This window comes from Alicyclobacillus acidocaldarius subsp. acidocaldarius DSM 446 (genome assembly GCF_000024285.1).
GTDB lineage: Bacteria > Bacillota > Bacilli > Alicyclobacillales > Alicyclobacillaceae > Alicyclobacillus > Alicyclobacillus acidocaldarius.
In genome coordinates this window covers 1151748-1166949 of the sequence record NC_013205.1, presented here as the reverse complement: position 1 = coordinate 1166949, position 15202 = coordinate 1151748, and the positions used below count along the sequence as shown (strand labels likewise).

Below are 15202 nucleotides of genomic sequence, written 5' to 3'. Positions count from 1 at the left end.
GCATATCCTTGCAGGGGAAAGGAGGCGTGCAGCATGGGGTCCATCCGTGTAGGGATGACCAAGCTGATTGCACCGAATTTGACATTTTTGCCGCATCGCATGATGCGCGGAGTCAAACAGTTTCACTTGGTGGCCGAACCCGTGGAACAAACTTTGGTGAACGGCGTCACCATCCGAGCCTGGGGCTACAATGGCTCCACACCAGGCCCGGTAATGGTGGTGCAGCCGGGTGAGCGGGTTCAGGTGGTGTTTGTGAATCGCCTTCCGACATCCACCTCTATTCATTGGCATGGTCTCATCGTGCCCAATGAAGTGGATGGTGTGCCGGAAATCGGAGCAGGGCCAGTCGTTCGACCGGGAGAGACGTATGTATACGAGTTTGTGGTGCGTCAGGCAGGGACGTTTATGTATCACGCTCACACCATGGACGCGAAGCAGGAGATGATGGGGCTCGCGGGGATGATTGTTTCACTCCCTCGGGTGCTGTCGACCCATCGGGAGTATGTCATGCTGCTCCAAGAATGGGCAGTGCAGACGAACGATGGAGTGGACATGGGAGGCATGCAGATGGGCGTGCATACCCTAACCCAGACTGTGGTGGCGCTATCCACGTCCGATCATCTCAGTCAAGGAGAGTCGGGGACCCAAGGGAAGCGTTTTGACATCAATCCCATGAGCATGGATTTCAATTACTTCACTTTGAACGGAAAAGCGTATCCAGACACTGCGCCACTGTGGGTCCGACTTGGGGAGCGGGTGCGCATTCGGCTGGGAAACATCAGTATGGATTCGCATCCGATGCATTTGCACGGCCACGAGTTCCAAGTCGTCGCTGCAGATGGGGCGCGTCTCAGGTTCCCGTGGTCGAAAAACACGATCAATATTGCACCGGGGGAGACGTGGGACAACGAGTTTGCTGCGAACAACCCGGGAGTCTGGGCGTTTCATTGTCATAAACCGCATCACACCACGAATGCACATCAGCCAGGCATGGGTGGTATGTTTACCACCGTCACCTACGTGTGACGCGTTTACGGCGGCGTACGAAACCACTGGCGGCACGTACGCCGCTGGCCTCGGTGGGCATTTCTGTAACACGGTCCGTCTCATGCCTAGCCTTTACATCCTCCAGGAGCACATGGCCTTCATACCATCTTCATAATTGTGCGGTATGGTGATCGCAAATTAGAGCAAGTTCGGGAGGGTGAGATGGTCAGGCAGACTCGCCGGAATATCGTAGTATTCGCCATTGCAGTAGGATTCCTTAGTGTCTTCGATATGAGATTGTGTTGTAGACAAAAACCATGACCCAGGTTGAGGTGGGGGGCATCGCCTCCGACACAGATAAAGGAGTTGCTGAATTTATTTACGCCTTGTGCCAGCCTTGTATCGAGGAGACGCTGGGTTGTTGTTGAAGATGTTCGCAGAGAAATACCGTAATGATCTATGTGATGATGACTGACAGATGGAATGAAAAGAGTTTCTTCGAGTGGAGCGTGACGCAGTATCATTTACTGGGCGCGTGTTAGTGCTGTTCGATGAGAATAACAAGTGGCCGGACCCTTACGGCGTGATCGGTCAACTGGATACGTGTCCCATTACGACGGACGGGAAGGCGGTCGGACATCTACTGGGATCTCTTTCAGAATCAAGAATGTTGAAGTATCCTGAATCCGTGACGAGTGGATATGAATATCGCTGAAACGCTGGCGATTTGTCCGGTAGAATTGGGATCGTTGGGACATCTGTTCACTCAAATCCCTCTTCACCATCGGGGTGAACCACTTGCGTTTCATCATTGAAGAATCCGATGAAGTCATCGTCACGCATTCGGGAATGACCCTTGTCGGCGTGTTGCTTGATAAAACCAGAATCGGCGAGCGGTTGAATCATACCCGCCTGCCTGGTATGGGCAAACCGAATATTTCAAACCGGGACGTGGCATACTCATACATCGGGCTGCTTTGCCAAGGCAAGACCGACTTCGACCACATCGAAGCGTTTCGAGATGACGAGTTTTTCACGATCGCACTGCAAGTAGACAACGTGCCTTCGAGCCCGACGCTGCGCCAGCGTTTGGACATGGTTGCCGGAAAATCCGGCTGGGAGTCCATTCTCCGGGAAGAGTCCGCAAGGCTCCTGAGAGCCCTCGATGTAACTCTGCATCCGATTGAACTGGGCGAGCCTGCAGAGCGTCGAACTTAAATCCCGCTGGATATCGACGTCAGTCCCTTTGATAATTCCGGCACGAAGAAGGAAGGCGTGTCCCGTACATACAAGGGTCACGACGGATATGCCCCCATCTTTGCTTACCTTGGCCAAGAGGGCTACGTGGTCAATGTCCAGCTGCGTGAAGGCAGTACCCACGTACAAAAGGGCACGTCGACTTTCCTGCGGGAGAGTATTCAGTATGCAAGGCAGGTGACGGAGCTCCCGCTTCTGGTTCGTCTGGATGCCGGCAATGACAGTGCAGAAAACATCGCCGTGTGTCGCTCCCAGGACAGCAGGGCCGAGTTCATCATCAAGCGCAACTTGCGAAAGGAGAGCCCCGCGGCCTGGCTTGAGATTGCCCAGCGACACGGGACATGTCATGAACCTCGTCCCGGCAAGAAGGTATATCACGGTTCGCTGATGTGTCCCGTCAAGGGTGTATCCGAACCGGTTCGCATGGTGTTCGAAGTTATCGAACGGACCACGACGGCCGACGGCCAAATCTTATTGGTACCGGACATTGAGGTCAGCGCCTACTGGACCTCACTGCCGGATGACCCGGCTGTGATCATTCGCCTGTATCACGACCACGCCGTGATGGAACAGTTCCACAGCGAAATCAAGACGGATCTGGACGCCGAGCGGCTGCCCTCGGGCAAATTCGCCACGAACAACTTGGTATTGCACTTTGTATGCGTGGCGTACAATCTGCTGCGAGTGATCGGCCAGGAGAGTCTGAAGCGAAATGATGCGCCGCTACGAAAAAAGGCAGAACGTCGCCGGATCCGGACTGTGATCAGAACCTGATGACACTGGCTGCCAAGATGGTGCGACACGCCAGACAGACCAAGCTGAAATTGGGGTACGGGAATCGATGGCTCCCGGCATTTCGGCGATTGTACTTGGCCTTTGCGTAACGTGAACTGTGTCGAGCAAAGACACTGCATATGACCTGATATGGGAACCGAACCCAACCATTCACGAGTCCAGGGGGGACATCTGCCTTTTCGCCGCACTGGCTCCAACCGATATTCACAATCCCTAAGAAAATTGAATGTACATCCATGAAATCGCAGTGAATGGGCTTGCGAGAACACACATCAGCCTCTTTCCATCGGCCCTGTCACGGATTCAGGGTATGCCAAAGTAGCAGGCACGAACTTGAAGGAAAGGGGGCGGACATTCTGACGCTTGGCACGCATCCGACCCTTTGGCTTGCCTTTATTGCGGGGATCCTATCATTTCTCTCGCCATGTTGTTTGCCTTTGTATCCGTCCTACCTGTCGTACATCTCCGGGGTGACATTTGGACAAGGGGGTGGGGCCACCTGGAATCATCGTGTACGTGCGTTGACACACACCTTGTTTTTCATCATCGGGTTCTCCATTATCTTTCTGGCTCTGGGCTTGTCGGCCAGTCTGATTGGTCAGGTGTTCGTGAATTACCGGGGCGTCATCCGTATTGTCGGTGGAATCATAGTGTTTTTGATGGGGCTTGTTTTGAGTGGCCTGTTCACACCGAAATGGATGATGATGGAGAAAAAATGGGAGTTCAGATCGGACAGGACGGGGTACCTGGCATCCGTCCTGGTCGGGGTCAGCTTTGCTGCCGGGTGGTCGCCCTGCATTGGCCCCATTCTCGCCGCTGTCCTGGTGATGACGGCCACGAACAGTGCGCTTGGATTGCCGCTCATCCTCGCTTACATCCTCGGGTTTGCGATTCCCTTTTTTGTTCTGGGTTTCACCTTGGGCTCCGTTCGCAGGCTAGCCAAATACGGGGCGATGCTCAGCAAAATAGGCGGATACATCATGATGGTCCTTGGGGTGCTTCTCTTGACGAATACCATGTCAAAGATCACCGTGGCCTTGATTCGGCTGTATGGCGGGTTCACGGGATTCTAAGGTAAGGGAGGTTGTGATGTGAAAAAACCACTCAAATGGTTGTGGGTTGGTACTGGCGCCGCATTGCTCATTGCTGTCGTGGGGACGGTCACGCTGAAACAAAATTCGTTGGTGGCATCTTCGATCGCATCCTCAGCAAATGCCGCTCCGGGCGTATCATCCGTGGCGGTGGCCCCGCAAACGGGGTACAGGATGCCTCCGTTCAAACTGCAGGAATACCCGGACAACCAGACGATTGACACTGAGAAACAGATTGGGAAGCCGATCTTCATCAATTTCTGGACATCGTGGTGTATCTACTGCAAGTTGGAAACGCCTTACATTGTGCAGGCGTACAAACAGTACGGTGACAAGGTGGTCTTCCTCAGCGTCAATGTCACTGCGCAGGACAGCATGGCGGACATGGAGCAGTTCGTGAAACAGTACGGGATCACGTGGCCAGTGGCTTTGGACACGAAGGGGACGGTGACGAACGAGTATGGCGTCATTGGTTTACCGACGTCCTTTTTTGTAAACCGCCAAGGGGTGATTGTGGCGACAAACGTGGGGGCGATATCGAAAGAGAACCTGATGGCGGAATTGGAGAGGATTTCGAAGTAATGCTGGCGCTGTTGCAAAGAGTTCCCGATGCATGGATAGCGCTTCTCTTGGGCTGTGTAGGCGGCTGGGCCTTTCTCAAGCTGCAACCCAAGGATCGAGCACGAGAGATTGTAGCGGACAAGTTGTTCGGCGCCGTGCTGACGTTTGTAATGTTCACCCGGTTTTCCGGTATCTTGCTGCATCCAAGCTTGAGCCTGCGAGACAACCTGATGGCCGTCATCGGTGGGACTCCTCCAGGAGGAATCTTCGTGGGCTTAGGTGCGAGTACCTTATATTTGATCATCTCCATGTGGCGAACAAAGGCGCTGGATCAAACCACACTCAAGCTGGTCGCGTAGACGCTGGTGGTTGGTACGATTCCTTATTTTGCATATCGTACCTATGTGGATCTGCATCCATATCGCTTCGAGGACCTGGTGCGGTGCGGGGGTGCGGTGATCCTATATCTGCTCAGCCGGCGTGCCAGCATGTATGCGCATCGGGTCTTGGCGGTTGCAGGTGCGGTGCTGCTTGGGACATCTCTGCTGGTTCCTCATATGGATCTCTACACCATGTTTGACCGTTCACAGTGGAGCTTTTTGTTCATCATGGCGGCTTCAATTTCTGTGGAAGCCTGGTACGACGTGGCGGGGACGAGTCCTGCGGCAGCGTTGATAAAGGATGAGCACACCCAGAGAGAAGGGGTGCGTGATCGCTTGTGACCTCGTCCGATGCAACCAGGAAGCTCTGACCGCCCGATGGTTGTGAGGAGCTCGTGGTGCAATGAAACATGGGCAGCTTCTTACGCTGCCCATTTGCGAGTCGCAATCGTGGTCCAAATGCTTGGTCTGTAGGGTCGATGTCACTCCGACAGGTCCTTCAAATTGTACGGGTCGGTGACGCCTGCGTATTGCACGACGACATCCATCCCTGCGGAAGCGTGGTGCAGGTCGTGGCAGTGGAACATCCAAAGCCCGGGGTTGTCTGCCTTGAAGGCAATGTCGTAGGTCTCACCTGGTAGCACTAGCAACGTGTCGAGGAAAATCGGGCTACCGGTGATGGGCTTTCCATCTCGTGAAAGCACCTGGAAGATGTGCCCGTGAAGGTGCATTGGGTGAATATACGCACTCTTGTTTACAATGTGAATCTTGACGGTATCTCCTTTCTTCACGACGAACGGCGGCACATCCGGGAATGCCTTCCCGTTGATGGTGTAAACCATGCCGCTTTGGTTCATACCGACGCCGAGGTCCATATTGAAGGTCTTATCGAACTTCTGGTCCAGGGTAAACGTCTGAACGCCGGGGATGGAACCGCTGCCGTAGTGGGTGAAGTCAAACCATGGATCATTTTGGACATCCGGGACGGCGGAAAGCAAACTCATGCCGGAGGGCATCTGATTGCCGATGGTGACCCGAAGTTCCATGCGCTCCGTCATGCCTGGATCCCCACTCACCAACTGGACGTCTCCGCTGTTAGGCATTGTGAATTCTACGTCATACCGTTGGCCAGCCCCAATCGGGAGGAGTTCATTCTCGATGGGGGTTGGGTTGGCGATGTCCTGTCCGTCCATGGCGACCACTTTGAACGGCGTGCCGATCAGCGTCATCAGGTGCGTCATATTGCCTGCGTTCACCAGCCTTAGGTGCACGGTTTCGCCGGGTTTTGCTTCGAGCAGGGTCTTTCCGCGGGCGTCCTGGTTGATGGTGTACGCATCGTACATGTTGGTCATTTCACCAACGGCACTCTTGTCCATGTCCGTCACCTGGAAGCCATGGATGCGTAGGCTCGGTACCCCCATGGACATGGTGCCCATACCGCTCATGTTACCCATGCTTCCCATGTTCATGTTGTTCATACCACTCATGCCGGTCATGTTCTCCATGCTCATCCCATTCATGCCGGTCATGTTCCCCATGGTTTCATCGGTCGAGGACGAAGGAGACGTGGACCACTCGTGCAAGATGAGCGTGTAGTCTCGGTCCGCTGCCGGAGCGGTCTGGCTTTTGGGCAGGACCACGATTCCGCCGTACAGCCCGAGGCCGATCTCTTGTACGCTGTTGACGTGAGAGTGGTACCAGTAGGTGCCCGCTCGGTTTGCCACGAATCGGTAGACGTAGCTGCCACCCGGTTGGATAGGGTCTTGGGTCAATCCAGGTACACCGTCCTGTGAGCCCGGTACAGAGATTCCGTGCCAGTGGACGGTGATCGGCACGCTGAGGTGGTTGTGCACAGTCACGTCGACGAGATCTCCCTGACGGACTTTGAGCAGGGGCCCCGGAGCAGTTCCGTTAAACGTCATGGCCTTGACAGTTTTCCCGCCCAAGGTGATGGATTTTTCTTCAGCGGTTAGCGTAAAGGACTGAACGTGCGCTCCAGACGGGAAATTAGCCACCAAGGCGGATACGGATACCAGCTTTCCATCCAGGCCGGCCGTGGGAACCAGCGGCCCCGTGGATGCGCTTGTCGTCCTGTGCGTCGTCCAAGCATAATACCCGCTGCCAGCTGCAACGGCTAGGACAGCAACCGCACTGTACAGGGCAATGTGTTGCTTGTTCATTGCGACACCCCTTTGCTTTGCATTGGAATCCCGCAGACGTTGACGGGCGGATCATTGCCAGTGTAACGCTGGATTGCGAAGATGGTATGAAGACAGCAGACTGCCGACAAATTGTCACACATGCAGGAGGCGCAACGATGAAACGGCATCACACCATTTTAGTTGCTGATGATGAGAAGAAGATTGCGGATGTGTTATCGCTGTATCTGGAGCAGGCGGGTTTCGGCGTTGTTTGCGTGGATAATGGCAGCGAGGTCTTGCGACGTCTCGAAGGTCTTCATCCGTCGCTCATCATCCTCGACTTGATGCTGCCGGATATACCAGGGGAGGAGGTGTGCATGGCGGTGCGTGCACGATCAGCCGTTCCCATTTTAATGCTGACTGCTAAGCACCGGGACGAAGATCGATTGAGAGGACTGCAAATCGGCGCTGACGACTACGTCACGAAGCCCTTTAATCCGAACGAGGTTGTGGCTCGAGTGCAGGCAATCTTGCGCCGAACCATGCTTGATCACCCTTTAGCGGATCGACTTGAATATCGGGATGGCGACCTGGTGATCGATGCCCTTTCGCAAGTGGTATACAAGGGTGGGATAAATGCTGAACTCACTGCGACGGAGTACAAACTGTTGGTGATCTTGAGCCGACATCCGCGGCGGGTGTTTAGTCGGGAGGAATTGATTGAACGAGTCTTTGGTATGGATTTTCGTGGGGATGTTCGGACCATCGACGCACATGTGAAGAATCTACGGGCGAAAATTGAAGATGACCCTAAGAGCCCAGTGTACATCCAGACCGTCTATGGGATGGGATATCGGTTTGGAGGGGACGGCAATTGAGTCTGCGGAGAAAGATCATACTCGCTTTTTTCCTGACCTTATCCATCATGTTGGTGGCCTTGGCGTTTATCCTCCAAGCCGAGGTTCACCGTCACTTTTTGTCGGTGGTCTGTCCAGAAATCAATTCGGTCTCGCCTTCGTTGACCCAACAAATCGAAGTTCATTTCGAGCAGGCACTCACACAGAGCTTGCTGTGGACGGTATTGATCTTCGTAGTGGCGACGGCAGGTGTGGCGGTGTTGGTGTCACGGGCAATCACGCAGCGAATCTTTGTGATGCAGAAACAGGCGTTGGAAATCGCCCGCGGAAAATGGGGGACGACCATCCCTGTTGAGGGTCATGACGAATTGTCTTCGCTCGCGAATACGTTGAATTCTCTATCGAAACAGCTGCACAAGCAAGAAGAACTCAGGAGAAATCTCATACAGGACCTCGCGCATGAGCTTCGCACACCTTTGACTACTCTGCGTTCGCATATCCAAGCGTTTTACGATGGACTGTGGGAACCGAATCGGGAACGCTTGTACAGCTGCCTTGAGGAGATTCAGCGATTTGAAGCGCTTGTGACTTCGGTGGAGAGGCTGTATGAGGCGGATGTAGCGGTGCACGCGGCACGGCGGGATTTATCGTCCGCCGATGTGAACCAGGTTGCGCAGTCCGTCATCCAGCTCTTCGAGCCCCGGTGTGCTGAATTGGGCATCCGACTGGAGTTGCGTACACCGGATGTCCCGGTGTGGGTTACGGCTCGAGCGCAGCATGTGTCGCAGATTTTGTGGAACCTGCTGGACAATGCCGTGAAATTCACGCCATCTGGCGGCAACATTGTGGTGGAGGTTGGGCACCAAGACGGCAAACCGTTTTTGTCAGTCAAGGACAGCGGCGTGGGGATCCCTGCGGAGGAGATCGATAATATATTCGAGCGGTTTTATCGGGTGGACAAGTCTCGGGATCGCAAAACCGGTGGCAGCGGTCTTGGGTTGGCGATTGTCAAGCAATTGGTCGAACTGTCCCGGGGCTTTGTGCAGGTGAACAGTCGGGTTGGGCGAGGGTCGACGTTTACGGTAGTTTGGCCGGAATAAAGCGATACCAGCGGTTACCCGACTTCGAGACTTCGTAGTCATACAAAGTCCCACGAACCTGTTGCCCATGCAGGTTCGTGGGGCTTGTGGTTAACTCGTATAGTGTCTACAACCCTGTTGCCCGAGGTTCGGCTGCGCCTCGGTCGTCTTTGTGCGTTCCACGACCATCCCGTCAAAGACTAAGACTATAAGCGAGGTCAATCCACGCGTCGATACGCACGAATGACATCCGAGGAACCGACCACACCGATACCTACGTCCCCACGACAAACGAGAAGATACGTCACGCCGTGTTCATTCATCAACGCCAGTGCCTCAGCCAAAGACGCGCGTTCATCGATTCGGACCATTTGAGCTGGTAGTAGGTTGTGGATGGGTTCGCCTCCCCTATCGGCTCGAAGTGCCTCTACGACCTGCACCCTCGCAACGGATCCCACAACGCCGCGCTTCGCATCCCGAACCAACGCAAACCATTCGCTCGTTTTTGCAAAAGATCCCCAAGCAGTCTCAATACTCGTATGAGCGTCAAAAACTAAACGGTTTTCCTGAATGACGTCTCCAACTGTCAATGCTTTCATCCGATCAGGCTCGCGTAGACGCACAATGTCGAGCCCGCGGCGGAAAAGCTTCATCGTATAAATATTTTGCGGAGAGATCAGACCTGCCACAGTAGCCGACAAGACGCTTGTGATCATGAGAGGAAGAATCATGCTGTAGTCGCCCGTCATCTCAAATAGCATGGTAATAGATGTAACGGGCGCTTGAGCGCTTCCTGCAAAAACGCCCGCCATCCCTATCGCGGCAAGCGCACCCGGACTCACCGCGATATGCGCGTGGGACAGCATGACACCAACAAGGCCTCCGAGCATCGCTCCTTGATAAAGTCCAGGAGAAAACACGCCCCCGGATCCTCCAGCTCCGATCGTAATCGACGTGGCAAGCAACTTCAAAACAAGAAGCGTGCCGAGAAGATATAACGGAAGGTGCGCCGAAAGAGCACGGTCAATCGTGCCATATCCAACACCGAAGATTTGGGGAAACCACACTCCAATCACACCGACAGCAATCCCGCCAACCACTGCCTTCACCCAAAACGGCCAACGGCGAGCATCAAACCAATCCTCAACCCGGTACAGCACTTTGACGTACAAAGTGCCCCACAGCCCAGAAACCAGACCCAAAAGCACATAGACCCAGTACGCACGAAAGGGTCCGACATCGTGGATGGGGATATCGAAAGAAGGGTGATTCCCTAAGTAAATGCGCCCAATTGCAGCGCTTACCACACTGGACATCATGATGGCCGTGAAATTCTCTAAAGCAAAACTACCCAAGATCACCTCCGCAGCAAACATCACGCCGCCAATCGGAGCATTGAACGTCGCTGCAATGCCCGCACCAGCTCCGCATGCAACCATGAGGCGGAGATATCGTTTTGGCACCCCTAACATCTGTCCGAAAACAGAGCCGAAGGCCGACCCGATTTGGACGATCGGCCCTTCTCGCCCTACGGAGCCCCCCGATCCGATCGTGAGAGCTGACGCAACCGCTTTTACGACCACCACCCGCGGACGGATGACCCCTCCGCGCTCCGCAATGGCAGCCATGACTTCGGGTACACCATGCCCCTTTGCTTCAGGAGCAAAACGGCGAACGAGCATACTTACGATCACGAGGCCGATGGCAGGAAAAAAGATGACGTCGCCGCGACCAAGGACACGCAAGTACGACGTACCGACGTGAAAAAATAACCAGTCCAATAAATCAATGAGCTTTCGAAAGCCCACTGCGCCGTAACCCGCCACGACACCGATCGCCACTGCGTACAAAAGGAGTATGACGCGTTCCGGCAGTCTTGACGTCAGACGCGCATGAGCTGAAAGCTGAAAGGAAATTTCGACCTCACCTGCGGCGGTTTTTCTACGAGAGTGCAAGTTTACACCATGTCTCAAGCGCCCCACCACCACGAATCATCATAGCCCCGTGTCGCAACAGAGCGCAAACGAGGGACAGGTGTGGGGTGTATCAAGTTCTTAGGAGACTTCACCAGCACAACGATCACGCCACCGTGCGTGGGCACCGCGTCAAGTCGCGTAGTACGTTCTTCGCCGACCCATTCGCGCCATTTTCACCTCATCCTCGCACGCCCATGTCTCAAGACTTCGCAGGTCGCCGTTCCGTCTTGCCTTTCCGCCTCGGCACCACGCCCAATAGTTGCCCGTTTAACTAACCAACGCGCCCTAAGTTTCACGGCACCAACGGGTCGTGCAACATCATCTGCTGTGAAAACCGCTCTTCATCCACTTTCCGGATAAGCTTGATAAGCCACGCTGCTTTGAGATCTCATATTCATCTATGAGTCTACGCGCTTCGTATTACTGTCGAAGTCGGGGCTAGTGTGGACTCATTTCCATTCATTCGTCAAAGGAAAAGAGCCATGTTTTTAGGATGTACACGTTGGACTTCCCCCCTTAGAATTGGTTTGGTGAGTACCATTTTCTTTCTCTCGAGTTGGGGTGAAGTCCTTCTTTGTGCTCGAAAAACCCTTGCCGCGCAACGACCCGTGATTCTGAAAAAGGCTTGCTCGACAAACTCTTGCTACACAAGGGCTCGTAGTTCTGCAAAACGCTCCGGATAAGTTTGTACCATGCCGTTGTCTGCGCACCGCGCAGTTGCGGAGCGAATTGGAATAATAGGCTTTACGCCGAACCAAATCACTAAGAGAGAGTATGTGTTCCCCCATCTTCGTCAAGACATTTGCTATTCTCATGATCCCGTGGTATCGAACACCGACGCGGCATCGAGCAACGACATGTACGTCTTACTCAATAACGGATTTGCCCCACCTGGATTTGCGCTCGAAGATAGCTCTCGGGAGAGACCGGATCTCCTGCCAAACGACGAAGCGTAGCTAATTGACCGATATGCGTTAGCACATCAGCTAGCGGGCCTTGCAATAGCTGTTCCCAAGACCGTTTTTTCGGCTCGACTCCATGCGTAATCGCTTGATCCAAACTTTCTAAAATATCAAAAAACCTATCCACCTCTTGTTCCCAGGAGAGAATAGAAGTATCCTCACGTTCTCCACCGTAGAAATCACGATATGCAATCAGCAGTACATCGCCCATGTGATGCAAAATTTCTACAGGTGTACGAATTCCCTGTCCAGCTTCAAATGCGGGGTAATGTTCTGGAACTTCTTTGATTACTTTAGCTGTTCGGTAGCCAATCGTAGCTAATAAATGTCTAACGCAACGGGTATCCACAATACCCCCCACCTTTCTTTATGTACTATTCAACACGAAGCCACACTTTACCTTCTTCACAGTCGTCCCCCACAATCCCAACTGCACCCCCTCCGCCCGCTCCGCATAGTTCTGTACCGCGTCGTGCGTGATCACAAGCTCGCACGCAATCGCCCAGTACATCATGCCGCCCTCTTAGGTAAACAGACACGCCGCCTCCCGCAGGATGAGAAAACGAATGCCAGGCAGAGAGCATCACTCTTTCCCTTCGGTGGTGTCCCTCACACCATTCCACGGCCTATGCGGCTCCGCCCGCCTCTCCAGGCCAGATCGCCGGGAATTTGGCCCCGCGACATTGCAGTAAGCGCCTTCCATCGCCGAAAACGGATAGTCCAGTGTGCGGACCTTGCTGTCGTAAAGTGCGGCGCCGTGTTCCTGCTCTACCCGCCCGTGCCCGGTCCCGAGTCTAACGGATCGCCTAGCAAGAGGACCCCAACCGTTATCCACAGGCTATCCACAGCTTTGTCCACAAGGGAATCAATTTTTGTCGTCAGCCATCCACGCGAATGAAGTGCCCGGATAGCTTTGAAGCATCAGGGAAGTTGAGCCGACCGATGTGAAATAGATCAGGCCGCAGGAAGATTTTTGCACGCAAGCGCCTCCACCTGCGCAGACGGTCGAACCAGAGCCCGACAAGCGCTCGAATCGGCACGTACGAACCAGCGACATCAAATGCCTCAAGTCCCTCGTACACAACGCACAACCAGTGGTCAGTGGCCGTGAGGTGTTCATCCAACTCGTCTAGCACACAGTTTGCTTCTTCGAAATTTCGACGAATCAGAGGATACCATCCGTCCACGTTGGCTTCCTCCAACCGTGAAAGCCAGTCCTGCGAAAGCTTTTGTCGGATGAAGTCGCCTAGTTCAATGGGGCCTTCGGTCAAGAGGTAGCGGATGAGCAGTCCTAGCCAAAACGCGCGCCAACCGATCACGTCCTCGTTCTTGAGGTGCTCAATCACGGCTTCTGGAGCCGGGAACGAATCATCCAGCTCGTATCCGCACACCCAGTGCGGCTGCGCTTTGGACCGCAACAGTTTGGTGGCATTTTCCGGAGAGGTCAAGATGAGCAACGTGTTCGGGTCATAGATCCGGCTCTCCGTCAGATCTAAACTGGCCATCTATCATCCCTCCCACGCGAAATGATTATTTATTCCTATAATAGCACATACATACTTTTTGTCAACACTCAGATGACTTGTCTTGACCATCCCAGTCCCTGCTCCAGCACCCGCTGCATGCTCCAACGAAGATCCGGCGAGAGATCCTGCATGTTGCGCAAGGCCCTGTCCAGGTAGTCCAGCGGAACGTCCTTGAGCGGCATGCCCTTGTGCTTCCCGAACGGCATCGTCTGCACCTCGATCGGCGACTCCGCAAACGCGATCAGCGCCTCGACATCATCGGGATACCCCGCCTCCAAATACGCACGGAGCTCCCGCTGAAACACATGCGCCGTCACGATCGCATCGCCTAGCGCTCGATGCGGCAGTCCGACTTCGACGTCGATCCCGAGCCAGTAGCGGAGCACCTGATTCGAATGCTTCGGCGCGTCTCGCCAGAGATGCTGCGCCAGGCGCTTCGAGCAAATCCACGGTCGCCCCGTCTCCGGCAGCATCCCGCGGTCGAACTCGGCGTTGTGCGCGACCAGAATCGCGTCGCCGATATACCCCATCACCTTCGGCCAGATCTGCATGAGGCGCGGCTTTCCCGCAACGTCGCGATCTGTGATGTGGTGCACTGCGGAGGCTTCCGGCGGGATCGGACAACCAGGATCGACGAGCGCAGAGTAGACGATCTGCGGCTCGCGGTCCAGACCGACCTCGACCAACGCAAGCTCGACGACGCGGCCATCGGGTGGCAGTCCGGTCGTCTCAGTGTCGATTACGACAAATCGCGCTTCACTCAATCTCACTTGCTCGCCCTCTTTCGTTGACTTTTTCGTGTTGCAAGCTCTGCTCCCACCGGCGGTTTCCCCGTCGGCTTCGAGAACACCCGCGCGCCGTACTTTTCCCGGAGGTATCGATCCATCTCAACGGGATCCATACGATAGATCGATAACTCCGACGGACCTGTTGCCCGTTCCCTGTGCCGATTCCGTATCGGCGTGCCATGCTCATGCCTAGTTGCCATTTGTTGTTCTCTCCTCTCTTTTGCACCGCTCCATACGATGCGACTCAATCGCGACGCGCACCATCTGACACATTTCGTCTTCCGTTAAATCACTGGTGTCGATGACCAGACCGCGCGCGTACTGCCACTGCTGCTCGGTCTCGTCTTCGTGCGTCCGCGTATCAGGCAATTCTCCGTCTCGCTCCAAAATCCGACGTCGCCGAACAAGCTCCGAGGCGGTGAGCACGATCACGAGGAACCCATGCTGATCCGCCCACACCGCCTCCTCCAGCGTTCTGCCATCGTCGATGACAATGGGGCTCACGGTGTGCTTCAGCACTTCCTCCGCAGCAAGAAGCAGCGGATTTGGCTTGAAGCCTCGCAGGAAGCGCCCCGTCCGTTGCAAGTACGGCCTTCGCACCGCTTTACTTGCGTCTCTGAGCCACGGCGCGGCAATATCGAGCACGGCTTCGACAGGCGTCGCCAACGAGTATCGAACGTAACCCATTTCCCGCCGCAAATACTGCGCCACCGTGCTCTTCCCCGCGCCCATCGGCCCCATGAGGAAGACATGTTGGAATCGCCGTTCCATAGCTTTTACCCCTAACGAACATATGTTCTAA

The 15202-nt window shown here is 54.7% G+C and carries 13 protein-coding genes and 1 pseudogene; 8 read left to right on the top strand and 6 right to left on the bottom strand.

Features of this window, described 5'->3' with window-relative positions:
• The first annotated feature begins 33 nt into the window (after positions 1-33).
• The 6 genes and pseudogenes from AACI_RS05535 to AACI_RS05510 all read left to right on the top strand — a co-directional run bounded on the left by AACI_RS05535 (position 34) and on the right by AACI_RS05510 (position 5413).
• Positions 34-1026 carry a multicopper oxidase family protein gene (locus tag AACI_RS05535; protein ID WP_012810488.1) on the top strand — a complete coding sequence of 331 codons (993 nt, stop codon included), beginning with the start codon at positions 34-36 and terminating at the stop codon, positions 1024-1026.
• Positions 1027-1836: 810 nt separating this feature from the next.
• Positions 1837-3128: pseudogene (locus AACI_RS05530) on the top strand (IS1380 family transposase).
• A gap of 264 nt (positions 3129-3392) precedes the next feature.
• Positions 3393-4112, top strand: coding sequence for a cytochrome c biogenesis CcdA family protein (locus AACI_RS05525; RefSeq protein WP_394295652.1), 720 nt, complete (start codon positions 3393-3395; stop codon positions 4110-4112).
• An 18-nt stretch (positions 4113-4130) separates the two neighbouring features.
• Positions 4131-4712: a TlpA family protein disulfide reductase gene (locus tag AACI_RS05520; protein ID WP_012810486.1), complete on the top strand. Its 582-nt coding sequence runs from the start codon at positions 4131-4133 to the stop codon at positions 4710-4712.
• Positions 4712-5050, top strand: coding sequence for a hypothetical protein (locus tag AACI_RS05515; RefSeq protein ID WP_012810485.1), 339 nt, complete (start codon positions 4712-4714; stop codon positions 5048-5050). The genes AACI_RS05520 and AACI_RS05515 overlap by 1 nt, the downstream gene beginning before the upstream one ends.
• Before the next feature lie 6 nt (positions 5051-5056).
• Positions 5057-5413: a hypothetical protein gene (locus AACI_RS05510; RefSeq protein WP_148213741.1), complete on the top strand. Its 357-nt coding sequence runs from the start codon at positions 5057-5059 to the stop codon at positions 5411-5413.
• Between the two features lie 140 nt (positions 5414-5553).
• Here AACI_RS05510 and AACI_RS05505 read toward each other — a convergent pair whose 3' ends face one another.
• Positions 5554-7251, bottom strand: a complete 1698-nt coding sequence (locus tag AACI_RS05505) for a multicopper oxidase family protein (protein WP_012810483.1) — start codon at positions 7249-7251, stop codon at positions 5554-5556.
• A 137-nt stretch (positions 7252-7388) separates the two neighbouring features.
• On the opposite strand from AACI_RS05505, the gene AACI_RS05500 reads away from it, so the two are divergent.
• Together AACI_RS05500 and AACI_RS05495 are read left to right on the top strand one after the other, a co-directional pair.
• Positions 7389-8090 carry a response regulator transcription factor gene (locus tag AACI_RS05500; protein WP_012810482.1) on the top strand — a complete coding sequence of 234 codons (702 nt, stop codon included), beginning with the start codon at positions 7389-7391 and terminating at the stop codon, positions 8088-8090.
• Positions 8087-9169, top strand: a complete 1083-nt coding sequence (locus tag AACI_RS05495; protein ID WP_012810481.1) for a sensor histidine kinase — start codon at positions 8087-8089, stop codon at positions 9167-9169. The genes AACI_RS05500 and AACI_RS05495 overlap by 4 nt, the downstream gene beginning before the upstream one ends.
• A 197-nt stretch (positions 9170-9366) precedes the next feature.
• On the opposite strand, the gene AACI_RS05490 is transcribed toward AACI_RS05495, so the two are convergent.
• The 5 genes from AACI_RS05490 to AACI_RS05475 all read right to left on the bottom strand — a co-directional run bounded on the left by AACI_RS05490 (position 9367) and on the right by AACI_RS05475 (position 15171).
• Positions 9367-11121, bottom strand: coding sequence for a chloride channel protein (locus AACI_RS05490; protein WP_012810480.1), 1755 nt, complete (start codon positions 11119-11121; stop codon positions 9367-9369).
• 873 nt (positions 11122-11994) lie between these two features.
• Entirely contained in the window at positions 11995-12435 is a 441-nt protein-coding gene (locus tag AACI_RS16305) for a hypothetical protein (RefSeq protein WP_148213740.1), read from the bottom strand.
• Positions 12436-12964: 529 nt separating this feature from the next.
• Positions 12965-13591: a hypothetical protein gene (locus AACI_RS05485; protein ID WP_012810478.1), complete on the bottom strand. Its 627-nt coding sequence runs from the start codon at positions 13589-13591 to the stop codon at positions 12965-12967.
• Positions 13592-13659: 68 nt separating this feature from the next.
• Positions 13660-14382, bottom strand: coding sequence for an exonuclease domain-containing protein (locus AACI_RS05480; protein ID WP_012810477.1), 723 nt, complete (start codon positions 14380-14382; stop codon positions 13660-13662).
• 207 nt (positions 14383-14589) lie between these two features.
• On the bottom strand, positions 14590-15171 hold the full coding sequence (locus AACI_RS05475; protein WP_012810475.1) for an AAA family ATPase: 582 nt from the start codon (positions 15169-15171) through the stop codon (positions 14590-14592).
• Positions 15172-15202: the final 31 nt, after the last annotated feature.

Excerpts from the sequence above, each read along its gene's own strand:
- AACI_RS05535 (WP_012810488.1), top strand. The coding sequence starts at position 34 with ATGGGGTCCATCCGTGTAGGGATGACCAAGCTGATTGCACCGAATTTG.
- AACI_RS05515 (WP_012810485.1), top strand. The coding sequence starts at position 4,712 with ATGCTGGCGCTGTTGCAAAGAGTTCCCGATGCATGGATAGCGCTTCTC.
- AACI_RS05505 (WP_012810483.1), bottom strand. The coding sequence starts at position 7,251 with ATGAACAAGCAACACATTGCCCTGTACAGTGCGGTTGCTGTCCTAGCC.
- AACI_RS05500 (WP_012810482.1), top strand. The coding sequence starts at position 7,389 with ATGAAACGGCATCACACCATTTTAGTTGCTGATGATGAGAAGAAGATT.
- AACI_RS05485 (WP_012810478.1), bottom strand. The coding sequence starts at position 13,591 with ATGGCCAGTTTAGATCTGACGGAGAGCCGGATCTATGACCCGAACACG.
- AACI_RS05475 (WP_012810475.1), bottom strand. The coding sequence starts at position 15,171 with ATGGAACGGCGATTCCAACATGTCTTCCTCATGGGGCCGATGGGCGCG.